The following is a 19,521-nucleotide window of genomic DNA, read 5'->3' as shown; positions in this document are numbered from 1 at the left end:
GTCTCAGACCTTGCCGACCAGCTCGAAGCCCGCCTCGTCCACGGCGGCGCGCACGGCCTCCTCGTCGAGCGGGGCGGCCGAGACCACGGTGACCTCGCCGGTGGAGGCGACGGCCTTGACGGAGGAGACGCCGGCCAGCTCGGTGATCTCGCCGGATACGGCGCCCTCGCAGTGCCCGCAGCTCATGCCGCTCACCTTGTAGACGGCGGTGACGGAGCCCTGGGTGTCGGTCTCGGCGGTCATGTCGTACTCCTTGAGGGGGCGGGTGGGGTTCGAGTAACCCTTCTGTTCGTTCAGCTTATACCCCCTAGGGGTATGAATCCAAGAGAGGTCCGGCCGGGGCGGCGGGCCGGGTGGGTCAGGGGGTCGGGGTGCGGACCGGGGCGCCGGGGGTGCTCGAAGGTGCGGCGGGGGCGCTGGAAGGGGTGGCGGGCGGGCAGTTGCCCACCAGGGGCTCCAGGTAGCGGAGCAGGACGTTCTTCAGCTCCTGCACATAGGCGTCGCGCTCGGCGCCCTCACGGCCGAGCACCAGCTCCAGGCCGGCCTTGTACATGGCCACGCAGACGTGCGCGGTACGCGAGATGTCTGCGGCCGGCGCGTCGGGCAGGAACGGGGTGAGCAGCGCCTCGATCCGCGCGAGCAGGGCCGTGTGCACCGCGTCGTGCTGCTCGGCGATCCGGCCGGGTACGTCCGGGCCGTGCATCAGCGTGAAGATCACCGGGTGTCGGCAGTTGAAGTCGATGAAGCGGTCGACGGCGGCCGCCACGGCCTCCTCCAGCGGGGTCGCCGGATCCACCGGGGCGAGCGCCTCGCCGTACGTCTCGCGCATCTCGTGCATGAGCCGCTCGCTCAGCTCGATCGCGATCGCTTCCTTGTTCGGGAAGAACTGGTAGAGCGTCCCGGGCGAGACCCCCGCCTCGCGGGCGATGGCGTTGGTGCTGGCGGCGGCGTACCCGGTCGAGCAGAACACGGAGGCCGCGGCTTCGAGGAGCTGGGCGATGCGGCGCTCGCCGCGTGCCTGACGGCGGCGCGGCTGTTCCTTCTCCTGGTTCACGGGCACGAGTTATCCCCAGCTTTCCGGACGTGATTGACAAACACGAGTGGTCGCTCGCATTCTGGTGAAACGCGAGCGATCTCTCGTGTTTTCCAGTGTATGGCTCGGTGCTCCCGTGGCACCCGGCCGCGCGCGGCACGGGTCGAGCGACGGACCAGACTGAAGGGGACACCGCACCATGACCGAAGTCAACCGGCCACCCCGGGTGGGGGGCTGGACCCGGTTCGTGACCGCCCGCCCCCGGCTCTCCCTGCTGGTCGCCCTGGTGCTCACCGCTCTCGCTGTGATGGCGGGCAGCGGTGTCGCCGACCGTCTCGGCAGCGGCGGCTGGGAGGACCCGGCCGCCCAGTCCACGTACGCGACGAAGGCCCTGGAGCGCGAGTTCCCCGACTCCCAGCCGAACTTCCTGCTGCTCGTCGACGCGGGCAGGGCCTCGGTCGACGATCCGGCCGTCGCCGCCGAGGCCAAGCGGCTGACCGAGCGGCTCGCCGCCGAGAAGGGAGTCAGGGGCGTCGCCTCCTACTGGCAGACGCGCGCCCCCGCCCTGCGCGCGAAGGACGGCGGGGAGGCGCTGATAGCGGCCCGCCTCACCGGCGACGACACCGCGGTCAACAAGACCCTGGACCGCATCGCCCCGGAGTTCCGCGGCACGCACGGCCCCGTCGAGGTCAAGGTCGGCGGCATCCTCGCCGTGCGCCACGAGATGCAGACCACCATCCAGGAGGACCTGCTGCGGGCCGAGATGATCGCCCTGCCGGTGACGCTCGTCCTGCTGGTCATGGTCTTCGGCAGCGCGGTCGCCGCCCTGCTGCCGCTCGGCGTGGGCATCGTCGCGATCCTCGGCACCAACGCGATCCTGCGCGGCCTCACCGAGGTCACCGACGTCTCGGTCTTCGCCCTGAACCTCACCACGGCCATGGGCCTGGGCCTGGCGATCGACTACGCGCTGTTCATCGTGCGCCGCTTCCGCGAGGAGCTGGCGGGCGGCGCCGACTCCCTGACGGCCGTCGCCACCACCCTGCGCACCGCCGGCCGCACCGTCCTGTTCTCCGCCCTCACGGTCGCCGTCTCCCTGGCCGCCATGATGGTCTTCCCGCAGTACTTCCTGAAGTCCTTCGCCTACGCGGGCATCGCGGTGGTCCTCCTGGCCGCGGCGGCCGCCCTGATCCTGCTCCCGGCGGCCCTGGTCCTCCTCGGCGACCGCGTCAACGCCCTGGACCTGCGCAAGCTGTTCCGCCGCCGCAAGGGCGCGGACCCCGGCGGGGCCGACGCCCCGGCCGTGGAGGAGGGCGCGGCCTGGGGCCGTACGGCAGCCCTCGTCATGCGCCGGGCCCCCTACTTCGCCGTCGCCACGACCGCCGGCCTGCTCCTGCTCGGCCTGCCCTTCCTGGGCGTGAAGTTCGGCACGGCGGACGACCGCCAGCTTCCCTCGACCGCCGAGTCCCACGTCGTCCAGCAGCACCTCCGCGAAGGCTTCCCCGGCACCCCCGGCGGCGGTCTGGCGGTGCTGACGGAAGGAGGGGCGACGAAGACGGAGTACGCCACCTACCGGCAGCGGCTGGCCGACCTGCCCGACGTGCTCAGCGTGGAGGGCCCCCTGGTCCACGGCGACTGGGCCTACTTCACCGTGCAGCCCGAGGGCGACGCGGTCGACGAGGCCGCCCAGCGCCTGGTGCACGACATCCGGGCCATGCGCACCCCCTTCGACACCTCGGTGACGGGCACGGCGGCGGTCCTGGTCGACACGAAGTCGGCGATAGGCGACGGCATCCCCTGGGCCCTCGGCTTCATCGCGACGGTCACCCTGATCCTGGTCTTCCTCCTGACCGGCAGTGTGCTGATCCCCCTCCAGGCGGTCCTGCTGAACGCCCTCAGCCTCACCGCGATGTTCGGCGCGCTGGTCTGGGTCTTCCAGGACGGCCACCTCACCGGGCTCCTCGCCTTCACCAGCCCCGGCTCCATCGAGACGACCCTCCCGGTCCTGATGTTCTGCGTGGCCTTCGGCCTCTCCATGGACTACGGCGTCTTCCTGCTCTCCCGCATCAAGGAGGAGTACGACCACACCGGCGACCACATCGCCTCCGTCCGCTTCGGCCTGCAACGCACCGGGGGCCTCATCACCGCCGCCGCGGTCATCCTCGCCGTCGTCATGATCGCCATAGGCACCTCCCGGGTCACCAACACCAAGATGCTCGGCCTCGGCATAGCCCTCGCCGTCCTCATGGACGCCATGGTCATCCGCAGCCTCCTGGTCCCGGCGGTCATGCGCCTGACCGGCCGCGCGACCTGGTGGGCCCCGGCCCCGCTGCGAAGGTTCCACGAGCGGTTCGGAGTGAGCGAGGGCGGCCGACCGCCCGAGCCGGAGCCCCACCCCGAGCCGGAACGGGAAAAGGTCACCACCCACTCCACCCCCTGAGGGGGCGGGCAGGCCCGAAGGTCCCCGCCCCCTCAGGGGGCGCGGGGAACGGCGCGAGAACCCCCACCGGGCCTGCGGCTGCGGGTCGAAAGGGGCGCAGCCCCTGCTTTTCAGGGGCGCGGGGAACTGCGCGACAAGCCCCCACCGAGCCGTCAGATGGGGGTCGAAGGGGCGCAGGCCCCTGGGGGATGGGAAGGGTAGGGGCGGCGGGGGCGAAAAACCCCACCCACCCACAATGCGATGCTGGCCGGGCCCGGCAGAGATCACCAGCCACATGCGAAAGGCGGGCGCACATGCGCGCAGTCGTGTTCGAACGGTTCGGAGAGCCGGCCACGGTGCAGGACATCGCGACCCCCACCCCGACCCCCCACGGCGTCGTCGTCCGCGTGGAGGCCACCGGCCTCTGCCGCAGCGACTGGCACGGCTGGCAGGGCCACGACCCCGACATCACCCTCCCGCACGTCCCCGGCCACGAACTGGCCGGCGTCGTGGAGGCGACCGGCGGCGCGGTGACCGCCTGGCGCCCCGGCGACCGCGTCACCGTCCCGTTCGTGTGCGCCTGCGGCACCTGCCCCGCCTGCGCGACCGGGGACCAGCAGGTGTGTGAGCGCCAGACCCAGCCGGGGTTCACCCACTGGGGCTCGTTCGCCCAGTACGTCGCCCTGGACCACGCCGACGTGAACCTGGTGGCACTGCCGGACGAGCTGTCCTACGGCACGGCGGCCGCCCTGGGCTGCCGCTTCGCCACGGCGTTCCGCGCGGTCGTCGTACAGGGCCGCGTCGCGCCGGGGGAGTGGGTCGCGGTCCACGGCTGCGGCGGCGTGGGCCTCTCCGCGGTGATGATCGCGGCGGCGTCCGGCGCCCGAGTGATCGCCGTCGACGTCTCTCCCCGAGCCCTGGACCTGGCCCGTGACTTCGGCGCGGCGGAATGCGTGGACGCCTCGGCCGGCCCCGACACCGCCGCGGCCATCCGCGACCTGACCGGCGGCGGCGCCCACCTCTCCCTCGACGCGCTCGGCTCCCCGGCCACCTGCGCGGCCTCCGTCAACAGCCTCCGCCGCCGGGGCCGCCACATCCAGGTGGGCCTGCTCCCGTCCCCGGAGGGCACCACCCCCGTCCCCATGGCCCGGGCGATCGCCCTGGAGCTGGAGCTGCTGGGCAGCCACGGCATGGCGGCCCACGCCTATCCCGGAATGCTGGAGCTGGTCCGGGCCGGCGTCCTGCGCCCCGACCTCCTGGTGACCTCCACGATCTCCCTGGACGCGGCCCCCGCCGCCCTCGCGGCCATGGGCACGGCACCGGGCGGCGGTGTGACGGTCATCGAGCCGTGGAGCTGACCCGATCGCCGCCGGGGGCGTCCCGGCGGCCGACGGGACGCCCCCGACGGGCGGCCCACTCCGGGGCGAGGACCGACATCCGTACGGCGTCGATCCACGTCCCGTCCTGCCACAGGGTCTGCCGCTCGATCCCCTCGGCGACGAAGCCGGCCTTCTCGTAGGCGCGCCGGGCCCGGGGATTGTGGGTGAAGACGTACAGCGCCACGCGGTGCAGCCCGACCTCCTCGAAGGCATGGCCGACCATCAGCCGGACGGCCTCCGTGCCGAGCCCCCGGTCCCGCCCGCCGGGGCCGATCAGGATGCGGAAGCAGCAGCTGCGGTTGGCCTCCTCCCAGTCGTTGAGGACGACCTCACCCACCAGTTCGCCGCTCGCCCGGTCCACGACGGCGAGGTCGAGCCGATCGGCGTGGTCGTTGCGGCTGCCGTACCAGGAACGCAACCGGTCCGTCCCGAACTCCCCGGTCGGGCTGCCGGTGAGCCGCAAGACCTCCGGGTCGGCCAGGATCCGCGCCATCGCGGGCGCGTCGTCCTCGGTGAACGGCCGCAGGACGGCACGCTCACCGGTGAGTACGGGCTTGTGGGAAAAGCTCATCCCCGGATCCTGGACGGCGAACGGATCCGGGGACAAGCGAAATTGGTCACGAGGAGCCGGAAGGGCTGCGAGCAGCCGGCAGCGGCGGTCGGCGGGAGTCAGTCGCCCCTGCGCCCCCGGTTGCCCGGTCTGGAGGCGACCCAGGCCCGCACGGTGTCGGCGTACCAGTAGGGCTTGCCGTTCTCCATGTGGTCGGGCGGCGGCAGGAGCCCGTGTTTGCGGTACGAGCGGACGGTGTCGGGCTGCACACGGATGTGCGCCGCGATGTCCTTGTACGACCAGAGGCGTCGGTCGGTCATCAGAGGCACCTCCCCGCGCGCGCCACGGAGGCGGCCGGGAAGCCGTCGGGGGAGCCGGGCGCTGCGCTGGCGATCACTAGCCTGTGACCGGCCAACGACAGCGGGTGAACACCGGCAAGGGCCCGTGGACCACGCGTGACGGAAGACCCGCGTAGACGTGACACTCGTGACGCAAAGGTGTCTTTTGTGACACGAGTGACGAAATTGAGCACCGCTCAGGTACGGCACTCCGTCAGGCACGCTCCGTCAGGCAGGCCCAGCCGCAGCGCCCCCTCAGGGGCGCGGGGAACTGCGCGACCGGCCCCGGGCCACCCGCGGCCCGCCGCCGACCCCGCAGTCCCCGGCGCTTCCCGGCACGCCGGCCCCCGGCGGAGCGCCTACGCCCCGCAGGACCTCAGGAAGGCCCGGGTCCGCTGGGCGATCGGCAGCGGAGTGTCCGGCTCGCACGGGTACATGTCCTGCTCGACGATCGCGAACAGATCCACGTCCAGCTTCGCCGCGGCGGCCAGCACCGGCCCCAGCTCGGGCACGCCCTTCGGCGGCTCGCACATCACGCCCCGGGCGACGGCGGGCCCGAACGGCACCTCGTTCGCCCGCACGTCCGCCAGGATCTCGGGGTCGACCTGCTTGAGGTGCAGATAGCCGATGCGCTCGCCGTAGGTCTCGATCAGCTTGACGCTGTCGCCGCCGCAGTAGGCGTAGTGCCCGGTGTCCAGGCAGAGCGAGACCACCGAGGAGTCGGTGCCGTCCAGGAAGCGGACGACGTTCTCCTCGCTGTCGATGTGGGTGTCGGCGTGCGGGTGGACGACGATCTTCAGGCCGTACTTCTCCCGCACCTCCCGCCCGAGCCGCTCGGTGAGCTGGGTGAGGTGCCGCCACTGCTCGACGGTCAGCTCGCTGGGCTCCAGTACCTGGCCCGTCTTGTCGTCCCGCCAGAACGACGGGATGACGACCAGGTGCTCGGCGCCCATGGCCTGCGCGAGGACCGCGTTGTCGGCCACGTGCGCCCAGGTCTTCTCCCAGACGTCGGGGCCGTGGTGCAGCCCGGTGAAGACCGTGCCGGCCGACACTTTCAGGCCGCGCCTGGCGGTCTCCTCGGCGAGGACCGCCGGGTCGGTCGGCAGATAGCCGTACGGCCCCAGCTCGATCCACTCGTATCCGGAAGCGGCGACCTCGTCGAGGAAGCGCTGCCAGGGGACCTGCTGGGGGTCGTCGGGGAACCAGACGCCCCAGGAGTCGGGCGCCGAGCCGACTCGGATGCGCGAAAGTGAGGACTGAGGTGACAACGACGTCATGGGAGTCAGCTTCAGCCTCGAAGCTGAGGGTGTCAATAGGTAGTCCGAATGTCTGGACAAAGTATTGACAGGGTCGCTCCGACAGGGCTAGACCTTGACGGACCCGGCGGACGGACCCGGCGCGTGAAGGGAACTCGATGGCGTACGACCTGATCACCATGGGGCGGATCGGTGTGGACCTCTACCCGTTGCAGACGGGGGTCCCGCTGCCGCAGGTGACGTCCTTCGGCAAGTTCCTCGGCGGATCGGCGACGAACGTCGCGGTGGCCGCGTCCCGCCTCGGCCGCTCCACCGCCGTCATCACCCGCACCGGCGAGGACCCCTTCGGCGAGTACCTCCACCAGGCACTGCGCGACTTCGGCGTGGACGACCGCTGGGTCACCCCGGTCCCCGGCCTCGCGACGCCGATCACCTTCTGCGAGGTGTTCCCGCCGGACGACTTCCCGCTGTACTTCTACCGCCGCCCGAAGGCCCCCGACCTGGAGATCGACGCCCACGAGCTGGATCTCGACGCCATCGCCGGGACCAGGATCTTCTGGGTGACCGGCACCGGCCTGAGCGAGGAGCCCAGCCGTACGGCGACGCTCGCGGCGCTCGCCCACCGGGCCGGGGCCGGCACGACGGTCTTCGACCTCGACTGGCGCCCCATGTTCTGGAACGACCCGGCCGAGGCCCGCCCCTTCTACGAGGAGGCCCTGCGGCACACCACCGTCGCGGTCGGCAACCTCGACGAGGTCGAGGTCGCCACCGGAGTCCGCGAACCGCACGCCGCCGCCCGCGCGCTGCTCGACGCCGGGGTCGAACTCGCGGTCGTCAAGCAGGGCCCCAAGGGCGTCCTCGCGGTCAACAGCAGGGGCGAGTCCGCCGAGGTCCCGCCGCTGCCCGTGAACGTCCTCAACGGCCTCGGCGCCGGTGACGCCTTCGGCGGCTCCCTCTGCCACGGCCTGCTCGAAGGCTGGGGCCTGGAGAAGATCATGCGGCACGCCAACGCGGCCGGGGCCATCGTCGCCTCCCGTCTGGAGTGCTCGTCCGCGATGCCCACGGTGGACGAGATCGAGGCGGCGGTCACGGCGGGAGCGGTCCTGTGACTCCCGCACGCCCCGTGAGCCCGCTAGGCCCCGTCGACGTCTCCGCCCTCGTCCGCACCCGCGTCCACCACCCCGAGGCCGTCGCCGAGGCCGCCGCCCGACGCGTCCGGCGCCCCCTGATCGGGGACAGCGGCCGACTGATGATCGTCGCCGCCGACCACCCGGCCCGTGGCGCGCTCTCCGTCGGTGACCGCAAGCTCGCCATGGCCAACCGCGTCGACCTCCTCGAACGACTGTGCCTGGCGCTGTCCCGCCCCGGCGTCGACGGTGTCCTCGCGACCGCCGACATCCTCGACGACCTGCTCCTCCTCGGCGCCCTCGACGGCAAGGTCGTCATGGGCTCGATGAACCGGGGCGGCCTGGCGGGCGCCAGCTTCGAACTGGACGACCGCTTCACCGGACACCGCCCCGAGGACATGGAGCGCCTCGGCTTCGACGCCGGCAAGCTCCTGCTGCGCGTCGACTACGACGACCCGGGCTCCCTCACCACCCTGGAGTCCACCGCCCGTGCCGTGGACGCCATGGCCGAGCGGCGGCTGCCCGTCTTCGTCGAGCCGTTCATCAGTCGCCGCGACCCCGTCACCGGCAAGGTCAGGAACGACCTGAGCGCCGACGCCGTCACCAAGTCGATCGCCATAGCGGCCGGGCTCGGCGGCACGTCGGCGTACACCTGGCTGAAGGTGCCCGTCACCGACAACCCCGACGACATGGCCCGCGTGATGGAGACCTCGACGCTGCCCGCCGTCCTCCTCGGCGGCGATGTCGGCGAGGACCAGGACGGGGCGTACGAGAAGTGGCGGGGCGCGCTGCAACTGCCCACCGTGCAGGGCCTGGTGGTCGGCCGCTCGCTGCTCTACCCGGCGGACGACGACGTGACCGCCGCCGTGGACACCGCCGTAGGACTGTTGTGAGGGCCGCATGACACACAAGACCGAGCTGTACGTACCCAAGGGCGCGACCGCGAACGCCCGGTACGCCGTCGACATCGACCCGAAGCGGGCCGGCTGGACCCACAGCAGCCTGCGCGTCGTGGAGTTGGAGCCGGGTGGCTCGCACACGTTCACGACCGGGGACAGCGAATGGATCGTGCTGTCCCTGGCCGGCGGTTGTACGGTGCGGGTGTCGGAGGAACCGGGCAGTTCAGACGGCGGCGGCAGCGCCGAGTTCGAAGTCCTGGGCAGGGAGAGCGTGTTCGCCGGAGTCTCCGACTTCGTCTACGCGCCCCGTGACGCCCGGGTACAGATCGCCTCCGGCGCGGGAGGCCGCTTCGCTTTGGCAGGAGCGAAGTGCGAGCGACGACTCCCCGCGCGCTACGGCCCCGCGCCGGAGGTCCCCGTGGAGGACCGGGGCAGCGGCAACTGCGCCCGCCAGGTACGCAACTTCGCCTCCGCGGACGCCTTCGAGTGCGACAAGCTGATCGCCGTCGAGGTCATCACCCCCGGCGGCAACTGGTCCTCGTACCCGCCGCACAAGCACGACGAGAACCGGCCGGGGGAGGAGACCGAGCTGGAGGAGATCTACTACTTCGAGATCGACGGTCCCCACGGCTTCGGCTACCAGCGCGTGTCCCCCTCCCGCGAGGGCGGCTCCGAGGTCCTCGCCGAGGTCCGTTCCGGTGACGCGGTGCTCGTGCCCGACGGCTGGCACGGCCCGTCCGTCGCGCAGCCCGGCCACAGCATGTACTACCTGAACGTGATGGCGGGTCCCGGTTCCGAGCGGAAGTGGCAGATCTGCTTCCACCCCGACCACACGGAGGGCTACCGATGAGCCCGACCACGACCACCACGCGGCTGACGGTCGCCCAGGCGCTCGTCCGCTTCCTGTCCGCCCAGTACACCGAGCGCGACGGCGAGCGGCGGCGGCTGATCGGCGCCACCTGGGGCATCTTCGGCCACGGCAACGTCGCGGGCCTCGGCCAGGCGCTGATCGAGTACGTCGACGACATGCCGTACCTCCAGGGCCGCAACGAGCAGTCGATGGTCCACGCGGCCGTCGGCTACGCCCGGCAGTCGAACCGGCTGTCCACGCACGCCGTGACGACGTCCATCGGCCCCGGCGCCACCAACCTGGTCACCGGCGCCGCCCTCGCCACCATCAACCACCTCCCGGTGCTGCTGCTGCCCGGCGACACCTTCGCCACGCGGCCGGCCGACCCGGTCCTCCAGCAGCTCGAAGTCCCCTACGCGGGCGACATCAGCGTCAACGACACACTGCGTCCGGTGTCGCGGTACTTCGACCGGATCACCCGCCCCGAGGCCCTGATCCCGGCCGCGCTGCAGGCGATGCGCGTCCTCACCGACCCGGTAGAGACGGGGGCCGTCACCCTCGCCCTGCCGCAGGACGTGCAGGCCGAGGCGTACGACTGGCCGGATGAGTTCTTCGCCGAGCGGACCTGGAACGTGCGCCGCCCGGCCGCCGACGTCGCCGAACTGGCCGCCGCGATCGCCGCGATCCGCGCGGCCCGCCGCCCCCTGATCGTCGCCGGCGGCGGCGTCCACCACGCCCGCGCCGAGGAGACCCTCGCCGAACTGGCCGCCGCCACCGGCATCCCCGTGGCGTCCACCCAGGCCGGCAAGGGCTCCCTCCGCTTCGACCACCCGCAGGACGTGGGCGGCATCGGTCACACCGGCACCGCGACCGCGAACGAACTCGCCCGCACCGCCGACCTGGTGATCGGCGTCGGCACCCGGTACACGGACTTCACCACGGCCTCGAACACCCTCTTCGCCGCCGACGACGTGCGCTTCCTCAACCTCAACATCGCCCCGTACGACGGCCACAAGCTCTCCGCACTGCCGCTGATCGCGGACGCCCGGTCCGGCCTGGAGGCGCTCGCCGAGGCCCTGGGGCTGCACGGGCACCGGGTCGCGGACGGCTACGTCGCCGAGTACGCCCAGGACAAGCAGCGCTGGGAGCACCGCGTCGACGCCTGCTACGAGGCAGACGAGCCGGACACCCGGCCCACCCAGGCCCAGGTGCTCGGCCTCCTCGACGAGATCGTCGACGAGGACGACATCCTCATCAACGCGGCCGGCTCCCTCCCCGGTGACCTGCACAAACTGTGGCGTACCCGGTCCCGGGACCAGTACCACCTGGAGTACGGCTACTCCTGCATGGGCTACGAGATACCGGCCGCGATCGGCGTCCGGCTGGCCGCTCCCGGGCGCCCGGTGTGGGCGCTGGTCGGCGACGGCACGTATCTGATGATGCCGACCGAGATCGTCACGGCCGTGCAGGAGAACGTCCCGATCAAGGTGCTGCTCGTGCAGAACCACGGGTACGCCTCCATCGGCGGGCTCTCCGAGTCGGTCGGCGGTGAGCGGTTCGGTACCGCCTACCGGCACCGCAACCCTGACGACGGCACGTTCACGGGCGCCCCGCTGCCCGTGGATCTCGCCGCCAACGCGGCCAGTCTCGGCATGCGCGTCCTGCGCGCCAGGACGGTCCGTGACCTGCGCGCCGCACTCGCCGAGGCGCGGGCGGCCGACACTCCCACTTGTGTCTACGTGGAGACCCAAACGGCAGACACTGTGTCGGGCCCGCCTCCCGCGCAGGCCTGGTGGGATGTACCTGTGGCCGAGACCGCGACCCGCGCGTCGGCGGTCAAGGCACGCGAGGAGTACGACCGGCACGTCTCAACCCGACGCCGCCATCTGTGAGAAGGAGTTTCTCGGCATGACGAAGATCGTCAACCACTGGATCGGCGGCAAGACCGTCGAAGGCGCGTCGGGTACGTTCGGGCCGGTCACGGACCCGGCGACCGGCGCGGTCACCACCCAGGTCGCCTTCGCGACCGTCGACGAGGTCGACGCGGCGGTACGCACCGCCAAGGAGGCCTTCGTGACCTGGGGCCAGTCCTCGCTGGCCCAGCGCACCTCGATCCTGTTCAAGTTCCGCGCCCTGCTGGACGCCAACCGTGACGCGATCGCGGAGCTGATCACCGCCGAGCACGGCAAGGTGCACTCGGACGCGCTCGGCGAGGTCGCGCGCGGCCTGGAGATCGTCGAACTGGCCTGCGGCATCAACGTGCAGCTGAAGGGCGAGCTGTCCACGCAGGTCGCCAGCCGCGTCGACGTCTCCTCCATCCGCCAGCCGCTGGGCGTCGTCGCGGGCATCACGCCGTTCAACTTCCCGGCGATGGTCCCGATGTGGATGTTCCCCATGGCGATCGCGACCGGCAACACGTTCGTGCTGAAGCCGTCCGAGAAGGACCCCTCGGCCTCCATCAAGATCGCCGAACTCCTCTCGGAGGCCGGCCTCCCCGACGGCGTCTTCAACGTCGTCCACGGCGACAAGGTGGCCGTCGACCGCCTCCTGGAGCACCCGGACGTCAAGGCGATCTCCTTCGTCGGCTCGACCCCGATCGCCCGCTACATCCACACCACGGCCTCCGCCAACCACAAGCGCGTCCAGGCCCTCGGCGGCGCCAAGAACCACATGCTGGTCCTCCCGGACGCCGACCTGGACGCGGCGGCCGACGCGGCGGTCTCGGCGGCCTACGGCTCGGCGGGCGAGCGCTGCATGGCGATCTCCGCGGTCGTGGCCGTGGGCGCGATCGGCGACGAACTGGTGGACAAGATCCGCGAGCGTGCCGAGAAGATCAAGATCGGCCCCGGCAACGACCCGACGTCCGAGATGGGTCCGCTGATCACGGCGGTCCACCGCGACAAGGTGGCCTCCTACGTCGAGGGCGCGGCGGCCGAGGGCTGCGAGGTCGTCCTCGACGGCACAGGCTTCACGGTCGACGGCTTCGAGGACGGCCACTGGATCGGCATCTCGCTCCTCGACAAGGTCCCCACCTCGGCGAAGGCGTACCAGGACGAGATCTTCGGCCCGGTGCTGACCGTGCTGCGCGTCGACACCTACGACGAGGGCATCGCCCTCATCAACGCCTCCCCGTTCGGCAACGGCACCGCGATCTTCACCCGTGACGGCGGCGCCGCCCGCCGCTTCCAGCTGGAGGTCGAGGCCGGCATGGTCGGCGTCAACGTCCCGATCCCGGTCCCCGTCGGCTACCACAGCTTCGGCGGCTGGAAGGACTCCCTCTTCGGCGACCACCACATCTACGGCAACGACGGCACGCACTTCTACACCCGCGGCAAGGTCGTCACCACCCGCTGGCCCGACCCGGCCGACGGCCCGTCGGCCGTGGACCTGGGCTTCCCGCGCAACCACTAGCCCGTACCCGCGCAACCACTAGCCCGTACCCACGCTTCCCCGCGCCCGAACGGGCGCGGGGAAGCGTGCGAGAAGCCCCACCGGACCCGCGCACGCCCGCCTACCCCGATCTGCCCCGACTTATCAGGTTGCTGTCAGGCCCGCCCCACCCCCGCATACCGCACCCGCTGTATACCGAATTCCCCCCGTACGACCGTGGGATACCCCACCCCTCCCCCCTGAGGGGGCCGTGACCCACCACCACGCCCCCGTACCGTTGACGCATGGATCTTCGACTGACCGGCCCGCGCCTGCGCGGAGCGCTCCGGCGGAGGCCGCGTCGCACCCTCGCCGCCGCGGCCGCCGTCGTCGTGCTCGCCGGCGCCGGTACCTGGACGGCCACCGCCTCCGACGAGGCGGCGCCGGTGAAGCGCTCCGACCGGGCCATGGACACGGCCGAGGGCGTACGCATCGACACCTCGTACTTCACCTCCGGCGGTGACGGCCGCCGCCCGGCCGTCCTGCTCGGCCACGGCTTCGGCGGCAGCAAGAACGACGTCCGCAAGCAGGCCGAGACCCTCGCCCGCGACGGCTACGCGGTGCTGACCTGGTCCGCCCGCGGCTTCGGCGACTCGACCGGCAAGATCGGGCTGAACGACCCGAAGGGCGAGGTCGCCGACGTCTCCAAGCTGATCGACTGGCTCGCGAAGCGCCCCGAGGTCCAGCTCGACAAGAAGGGCGACCCGCGCCTCGGCGTCGCCGGCGCCTCGTACGGCGGCGCGATCTCGCTGCTGGCCGCCGGGTACGACGACCGGGTCGACGCCATCGCGCCCGCCATCACGTACTGGAACCTGGCGGACGCCCTGTTCCCGAACGGCGTCTTCAAGAAGCTGTGGGCCGGTCTGTTCGTCAACACCGGCGGCGGCTGCGAGAAGTTCGAGAAGCAGCTCTGCGAGATGTACCAGCGGGTCGCCGAGTCCGGGCAGCCGGACGCGCAGGCCGTGAAGCTCCTCCAGGAGCGCAGCCCCGAGGCCGTCGGCGATCGCATCAAGGTGCCCACCCTGCTGATGCAGGGCCAGACCGACTCCCTCTTCCCGCTCGGCCAGGCCGACGCCGCCGCCCGGGCGATCAAGGCCAACGGCGCGCCCGTGGACGTCGACTGGATCTCCGGTGGCCACGACGGCGGCGACATGGAGACGAGCCGGGTCCAGGCCCGGACACAGGCCTGGTTCGACCGCTATCTGAAGGGCGACAAGAGCGCGGACACCGGCTCCGCGTTCCGCGTCACCCGCACCCTCGGCGCCGGCTCCGGCGACGGCGAGCCCCGCCTCGCCGGTACGACCGACGACACCTACCCGGGCCTGGAGGGCGACCCCACGAAGATCGCCCTTGCCGGCCGGGAGCAGAGCTTCGAGAGCCCGGCCGGCGCCAACCCGCCCGCCATCTCCGCCCTGCCCGGCCTCGGCGCCGGCGGCGGCCTGGCCCAGCTGTCCTCGCTCGGCGTCGGCATCTCCCTCGACTTCCCCGGCCAGTTCGCCGCGTTCCAGTCGAAGCCGGTCGCGGACGACCTGCAGATCACCGGCTCGCCCACGGCCACGGTCCACGTGAAGTCGACCAGCGAGGACGCCGTCCTCTTCGCCAAGGTGTACGACGTCGGCCCCGACGGCAGGTCCCAGGTCCTCCCCTCCCAGCTCGTCGAGCCGGTCCGGGTGCGGGGCGCGAAGGCCGGCAAGGACGTGACGCTCACCCTCCCGGCCGTCGACCACGAACTCGACGACGGCCACCGCCTCCGTCTGGTCCTCGCCTCCACCGACCTCGGCTACGCCTCCCCGACGACCCCGGCGACGTACACCGTCTCCCTCAAGGGCGGCCTGGAGGTGCCCACGCCCCTCGCCGGGGCCGACCGCACGGACGTCCTGCCCGCCTGGGTCTGGTACCTGCCGATCGCCGGCGCCGTGATCGCGGCCGTCCTCCTCGTCACCGGACGCCGCCGGATCGTCACCCCGGCCCCCGACCCGGCGCTCGCCGAGGTCCCGCTGCAGATCACCGACCTGAGCAAGAAGTACAGGAACGGCGACCGCTACAGCGTCCGCGACCTCTCCCTCCGCGTCGAGAAGGGCCAGGTCCTCGGCCTGCTCGGACCGAACGGAGCGGGCAAGACGACGACCCTGCGCATGCTGATGGGCCTGATCCAGCCGGACGGCGGCCAGATCCGCGTCTTCGGCCACGCGATCGTGCCGGGCGCCCCGGTCCTCTCCCGGGTCGGCGCGTTCGTCGAGGGCGCGGGCTTCCTCCCGCACCTCTCCGGCCGCGAGAACCTGGAGCTGTACTGGGCCGCCACCGGCCGCCCGGCCGAGGACGCCCACCTCGACGAGGCCCTGGAGATCGCCGGCCTCGGCGACGCCCTGGCCCGCGCGGTGCGCACCTACTCCCAGGGCATGCGCCAGCGCCTGGCCATCGCCCAGGCCATGCTCGGCCTGCCCGACCTGCTGATCCTGGACGAGCCGACGAACGGACTCGACCCGCCGCAGATCCGCGAGATGCGCGAGGTCATGATCCGGTACGCGGCCGCCGGCCGCACGGTCATCGTCTCCAGTCACCTGCTGGCGGAGGTCGAGCAGACCTGCACGCATCTGGTCGTCATGGACCACGGGCAACTCGTCCAGGCCGGCCCCGTGAGCGAGATCGTCGGATCCGGCGACACGCTGCTGGTCGGCACCTCCGAGCCGGTGGACGAGCCGCTCGTCGAGAAGATCGCCGCGCTGCCGGGCGTCGACTCGGCCGTACCCGCCGACGGCGGTCTGGTGGTCCGCCTCGACGCCGGCGGCAGCGCCCGGCGTCTGGTCGCCGAACTCGTCCGGCTGGACGTACCCGTGGAGTCGGTCGGCCCGCACCGCCGCCTCGAAGACGCCTTCCTCACCCTGATCGGAGAGTCCGCATGAGCACGCTGGCCGAGCGTGCCGAGCACGCAGAACCCGGGCCCGCCCGGCCCGTCGAGGTCGCCGACGGCTACCGCGCCGGCCGCACCCTGCCCCTCGGGGTCGAACTGGTCCGCCAGCTGAAGCGCCGCCGCACCCTGGTCATGGGCGGCATCCTGTTCGCCCTGCCGCTCGTGCTGCTGATCGCCTTCCAGGTCGGCGGCACGCCCGGCGAGGGCAACAACCGGGTCAACCTGATGGACACGGCCACCGCGTCCGGCGCGAACTTCGCCGCGGTGAACCTGTTCGCCGCCGCGGGCTTCCTGCTCGTCATCCCCGTCGCGCTGTTCTGCGGCGACACGGTCGCCTCGGAGGCCAGCTGGTCCTCCCTGCGCTACCTTCTCGCCGCGCCCGTGCCGCGCGCCCGGCTGCTGTGGTCCAAGCTCGTCGTCGGCCTCACCCTCAGCCTTGCGGCGCTGGTGCTGCTGCCGGTCGTCGCCCTCGCGGTCGGCACCGCGGCCTACGGCTGGGGCCCGCTGGAGCTGCCCACCGGCGGTGGACTCGCCGCGGGCGCCGCCGCCCAGGCGCTGCTGATCACGGTCGGGTACATCTTCGTGTCCCAACTGGTCACCGCCGCCATGGCGTTCTGGCTCTCCACCCGGACGGACGCCCCGCTCGGCGCGGTCGGCGGTGCCGTCGGCCTCACCATCGTCGGCAATGTGCTCGACTCGGTGACCGCCCTCGGCGACTGGCGCGACTTCCTGCCCGCGCACTGGCAGTACGCCTGGCTGGACGTCGTCCGCCCGCAGCCCGAGTACACCGACATGATCCAGGGCGTCTCCGTCTCCGTAACGTACGCGCTGGTGCTGTTCGCCCTGGCCTTCCGCGGTTTCGGCCGCAAGGACGTCGTCTCCTAGGTCACCGGAGGATCACCCACCGGTCTCGGCGGGCGCCCGCCGTGGCCGCTTCGAGACGCATCCGCAACACCCCGTGGCGCACATCCGGGCCCCCCGCGCCGTCACAGTCACAACAGCCGCCCGCGAGAACCCGCGGAAGGCGACGGACGACGTGGCTAGGGGGCCCGGATGCGCGCGTATCGCAGGAGCACGCCGACGACGAGGACGACGGGGCCGACGACGAGGCCGAGGCGGAGGGCCGGGCGGCGGACCGGCACCGCGTTCCTCGCCCTGGGCGCAGCCTGCGCCCTGCTCCTCACCGGCTGCGGCGACGGCGGTGACGGGGGCAACTCCTCCTCGTACGACCGGGGCGGCAGCGGCGGCACGGCGGACGGCTTCCCGGCTCCCGCGCCCGAGGGCCCCGACTCCGGCGAACAGGGCGACGACTCCGGCGACTTCGCCCCGTCCCCCGACCACCTCTCCACCTTCGCCCTCGACGTCGACACGGCCTCCTACGGCTACGCCCGCCGCACCCTGGACGAGGGCAGCCTGCCCGACCCGGCGACGGTCCGCCCGGAGGAGTTCGTGAACAGCTTCCGCCAGGACTACGAACGCCCGGACGGCGACGGCTTCTCGGTGACCGTCGACGGCGCCCGCACCGACGCCGAGAACTGGTCCCTGGTCCGGGTCGGCCTCGCCACCCGGGCCGCGGGCGGCGACGGCGAACGCCCGCCCGCCGCCCTCACCTTCGTCATCGACGTCTCCGGGTCCATGTCCGAACCGGGCCGCCTCGACCTCGCCCAGGACGCCCTGCGCACGATGACGAACCGGCTGCGCGACGACGACTCGGTCGCCGTCGTCACCTTCAGCGACGAGGCCGAGACCGTCCTGCCGATGACCCGCCTCGACGGCAACCGGGGTGAGATCCGCGAGGCCGTCGACAGCCTGGAGCCCACCGACTCCACCAACCTCGCGGCGGGCGTCGAGACCGGCTACGAGACCGCCGTCGAGGGCCTGCGCAAGGGCGCCACGAACCGGGTCGTCCTGCTCTCCGACGCCCTCGCCAACACCGGTTCCACCGACGCCGAGACCATCCTCGAACGCATCGCGGGCGAACGCCGCGACCACGGCATCACCCTCTTCGGCGTCGGCGTCGGCAGCGACTACGGCGACGAGCTCATGGAACAACTCGCCGACCGGGGCGACGGCCACACCACCTACGTCTCCACCGAGGAGGAGGCCGAGCAGGTCTTCTGCGAGGAACTCCCGCGCCACGTCGACCTCACCGCCCGCGACGCCAAGGCCCAGGTCGCCTTCGACCCGGCCACGGTCGAGGAGTTCCGCCTGATCGGCTACGACAACCGGCGGGTCGCCGACGAGGACTTCCGTGACGACCGGGTCGACGGCGGCGAGGTCGGCCCCGGCCACACCGTCACCGCGCTCTACGTCGTCCGCACCAAGGACGGCGCCGACGGCGGCCACCTCGCCACCGCCACCGTCCGCTGGCTGGACCCCGACACCCGCACCCCGCACGAGGAGGCGGCGGGCCTGGAGGTGTCGGCCCTGCACGACGACCTGTGGACCGACTCCCCGTACGGCCTGCGGGTGGCCGCCGTGGCCGCCTACTTCGCCGACTCCCTCCGCCAGGAGGACGGCCGCCGGCCCGACCTCCCGGCCCGCCCCTCCCTGCACCGACTGGGCCTGCGGGCGGACGATCTGGCGAGGGACCGCGAGGACAAGGACGTCTACGCCCTCGCCGAGGCGGTCAAGTCGGCGGAGGAGCTGATGGGTTAGGGCTTCACGACCGGCGCGCAGACCGAGGGCGACGCCCGCACCAGCCCCTGCCCGTGCAACCGGTCCAGCCGGTGGTCGACCGCGGACCACACCGCCGCCACCCGCAGCCGGGGCGCGCACGACGCCCCGGCCCGCAGAGACTCCGTCTCCTGGAGCGCGCTCAGCAGCCGGGTGGTGATCCGGTCGAGCACCGGCCGCACCTCCTTCACCAGATCGGGCCGCTCGGTGGGCCGTTCCTCGGGGTGCGCGTCCCACCGGGCGTAAAGGCCGCGCTGCACCAGCTTGTTGGCCTCGATCTGGTCCCGGAACACGGCGGTGACCGCCTCCGGGTCGAGGCCGAGCCCGACCGCCCGCGCCGCCACGTCGTCCAGGATCGCCTTCTCCCGCACGGGGTCGTCGATCGGCGTGGTCGTCCCGTACTTCGCCGCCGCGACCTTGTCCGCGACGAGCAGCCGCTCGGCGAACAGATCCGTCACCGCGGTGAGCGACCGGGCGCCGGGAGCCGTACGAGGAGGGGCGGAGGACGACTCTGCGGCGACCGGCGAAGCACCGGGCAGGGCCGCGGCGGACGAGGCACCGGCGGACAGACAGACGCAGAGGGAGGCGACGGCGGAGATCAGGGTGGAACCGAGGCGGTGGGGGCGCATGATCCACACCTATCACGCGCCCGTTCCC

General features: G+C 72.4%; 16 protein-coding genes. 10 read left to right on the top strand and 6 right to left on the bottom strand.

What is annotated here, in order from left to right:
* Nucleotides 1-3: 3 nt before the first annotated feature.
* Together H4687_RS17610 and H4687_RS17605 are read right to left on the bottom strand one after the other, a co-directional pair.
* On the bottom strand, nt 4-243 hold the full coding sequence (locus H4687_RS17610) for a heavy-metal-associated domain-containing protein (RefSeq protein ID WP_005479581.1): 240 nt from the start codon (nt 241-243) through the stop codon (nt 4-6).
* Between the two features lie 115 nt (nt 244-358).
* Nucleotides 359-1,060, bottom strand: a complete 702-nt coding sequence (locus tag H4687_RS17605; protein WP_050398199.1) for a TetR/AcrR family transcriptional regulator — start codon at nt 1,058-1,060, stop codon at nt 359-361.
* A gap of 172 nt (nt 1,061-1,232) precedes the next feature.
* Between H4687_RS17605 and H4687_RS17600 the strand changes: the two genes are divergently transcribed.
* Together H4687_RS17600 and H4687_RS17595 are read left to right on the top strand one after the other, a co-directional pair.
* Nucleotides 1,233-3,470 carry an MMPL family transporter gene (locus H4687_RS17600; protein ID WP_046918503.1) on the top strand — a complete coding sequence of 746 codons (2,238 nt, stop codon included), beginning with the start codon at nt 1,233-1,235 and terminating at the stop codon, nt 3,468-3,470.
* A gap of 293 nt (nt 3,471-3,763) precedes the next feature.
* Nucleotides 3,764-4,807, top strand: a complete 1,044-nt coding sequence (locus H4687_RS17595; RefSeq protein WP_046918504.1) for a zinc-dependent alcohol dehydrogenase family protein — start codon at nt 3,764-3,766, stop codon at nt 4,805-4,807.
* Here the strand turns inward: H4687_RS17595 and H4687_RS17590 are convergent.
* From H4687_RS17590 to H4687_RS17580, 3 genes are all read right to left on the bottom strand, one after another.
* On the bottom strand, nt 4,788-5,399 hold the full coding sequence (locus H4687_RS17590; RefSeq protein WP_046918505.1) for a GNAT family N-acetyltransferase: 612 nt from the start codon (nt 5,397-5,399) through the stop codon (nt 4,788-4,790). The two genes, H4687_RS17595 and H4687_RS17590, sit on opposite strands and share 20 nt — an antisense overlap.
* Before the next feature lie 98 nt (nt 5,400-5,497).
* Complete coding sequence (locus tag H4687_RS17585) at nt 5,498-5,698, bottom strand: helix-turn-helix transcriptional regulator (RefSeq protein ID WP_005479573.1); 201 nt, start codon at nt 5,696-5,698, stop codon at nt 5,498-5,500.
* Nucleotides 5,699-6,075: 377 nt separating this feature from the next.
* A complete protein-coding gene (locus tag H4687_RS17580; protein ID WP_046918506.1) occupies nt 6,076-6,993 on the bottom strand; it encodes a sugar phosphate isomerase/epimerase family protein in 918 nt (305 codons plus the stop codon).
* A gap of 137 nt (nt 6,994-7,130) precedes the next feature.
* On the opposite strand from H4687_RS17580, the gene iolC reads away from it, so the two are divergent.
* The 8 genes from iolC to H4687_RS17540 all read left to right on the top strand — a co-directional run bounded on the left by iolC (nt 7,131) and on the right by H4687_RS17540 (nt 18,846).
* Nucleotides 7,131-8,081, top strand: coding sequence for a 5-dehydro-2-deoxygluconokinase (iolC, locus tag H4687_RS17575; RefSeq protein WP_046918507.1), 951 nt, complete (start codon nt 7,131-7,133; stop codon nt 8,079-8,081).
* 14 nt (nt 8,082-8,095) lie between these two features.
* The gene (locus H4687_RS17570; protein WP_046918508.1) at nt 8,096-8,992 is read left to right on the top strand and encodes a Cgl0159 family (beta/alpha)8-fold protein; all 897 of its coding nucleotides are present in this window, start codon (nt 8,096-8,098) and stop codon (nt 8,990-8,992) included.
* Between the two features lie 7 nt (nt 8,993-8,999).
* A complete protein-coding gene (gene iolB, locus H4687_RS17565; RefSeq protein ID WP_046918509.1) occupies nt 9,000-9,848 on the top strand; it encodes a 5-deoxy-glucuronate isomerase in 849 nt (282 codons plus the stop codon).
* Nucleotides 9,845-11,740 (top strand): 3D-(3,5/4)-trihydroxycyclohexane-1,2-dione acylhydrolase (decyclizing), encoded by a 1,896-nt coding sequence (gene iolD / locus H4687_RS17560; RefSeq protein ID WP_046918510.1) that lies wholly within the window; start codon nt 9,845-9,847, stop codon nt 11,738-11,740. Before iolB ends, iolD begins: the two co-directional genes overlap by 4 nt.
* A gap of 16 nt (nt 11,741-11,756) precedes the next feature.
* Nucleotides 11,757-13,259, top strand: a complete 1,503-nt coding sequence (mmsA, locus tag H4687_RS17555; RefSeq protein ID WP_046918511.1) for a CoA-acylating methylmalonate-semialdehyde dehydrogenase — start codon at nt 11,757-11,759, stop codon at nt 13,257-13,259.
* A 263-nt stretch (nt 13,260-13,522) separates the two neighbouring features.
* Nucleotides 13,523-16,180 carry an alpha/beta fold hydrolase gene (locus H4687_RS17550; protein ID WP_046917926.1) on the top strand — a complete coding sequence of 886 codons (2,658 nt, stop codon included), beginning with the start codon at nt 13,523-13,525 and terminating at the stop codon, nt 16,178-16,180.
* Nucleotides 16,177-17,073: an ABC transporter permease gene (locus H4687_RS17545; protein WP_046917925.1), complete on the top strand. Its 897-nt coding sequence runs from the start codon at nt 16,177-16,179 to the stop codon at nt 17,071-17,073. The genes H4687_RS17550 and H4687_RS17545 overlap by 4 nt, the downstream gene beginning before the upstream one ends.
* 168 nt (nt 17,074-17,241) lie before the next feature.
* Nucleotides 17,242-18,846, top strand: coding sequence for a vWA domain-containing protein (locus H4687_RS17540; protein WP_046917924.1), 1,605 nt, complete (start codon nt 17,242-17,244; stop codon nt 18,844-18,846).
* On the opposite strand, the gene H4687_RS17535 is transcribed toward H4687_RS17540, so the two are convergent.
* On the bottom strand, nt 18,843-19,493 hold the full coding sequence (locus tag H4687_RS17535; RefSeq protein ID WP_046917927.1) for a chorismate mutase: 651 nt from the start codon (nt 19,491-19,493) through the stop codon (nt 18,843-18,845). The genes H4687_RS17540 and H4687_RS17535 overlap by 4 nt on opposite strands.
* Nucleotides 19,494-19,521 lie beyond the last annotated feature (28 nt).

It is taken from the genome of Streptomyces stelliscabiei, from assembly GCF_014873495.1.
GTDB classification, from domain to species: Bacteria; Actinomycetota; Actinomycetes; order Streptomycetales; family Streptomycetaceae; genus Streptomyces; species Streptomyces bottropensis.
This window is presented reverse-complemented; position numbering and strand designations above follow the sequence as displayed.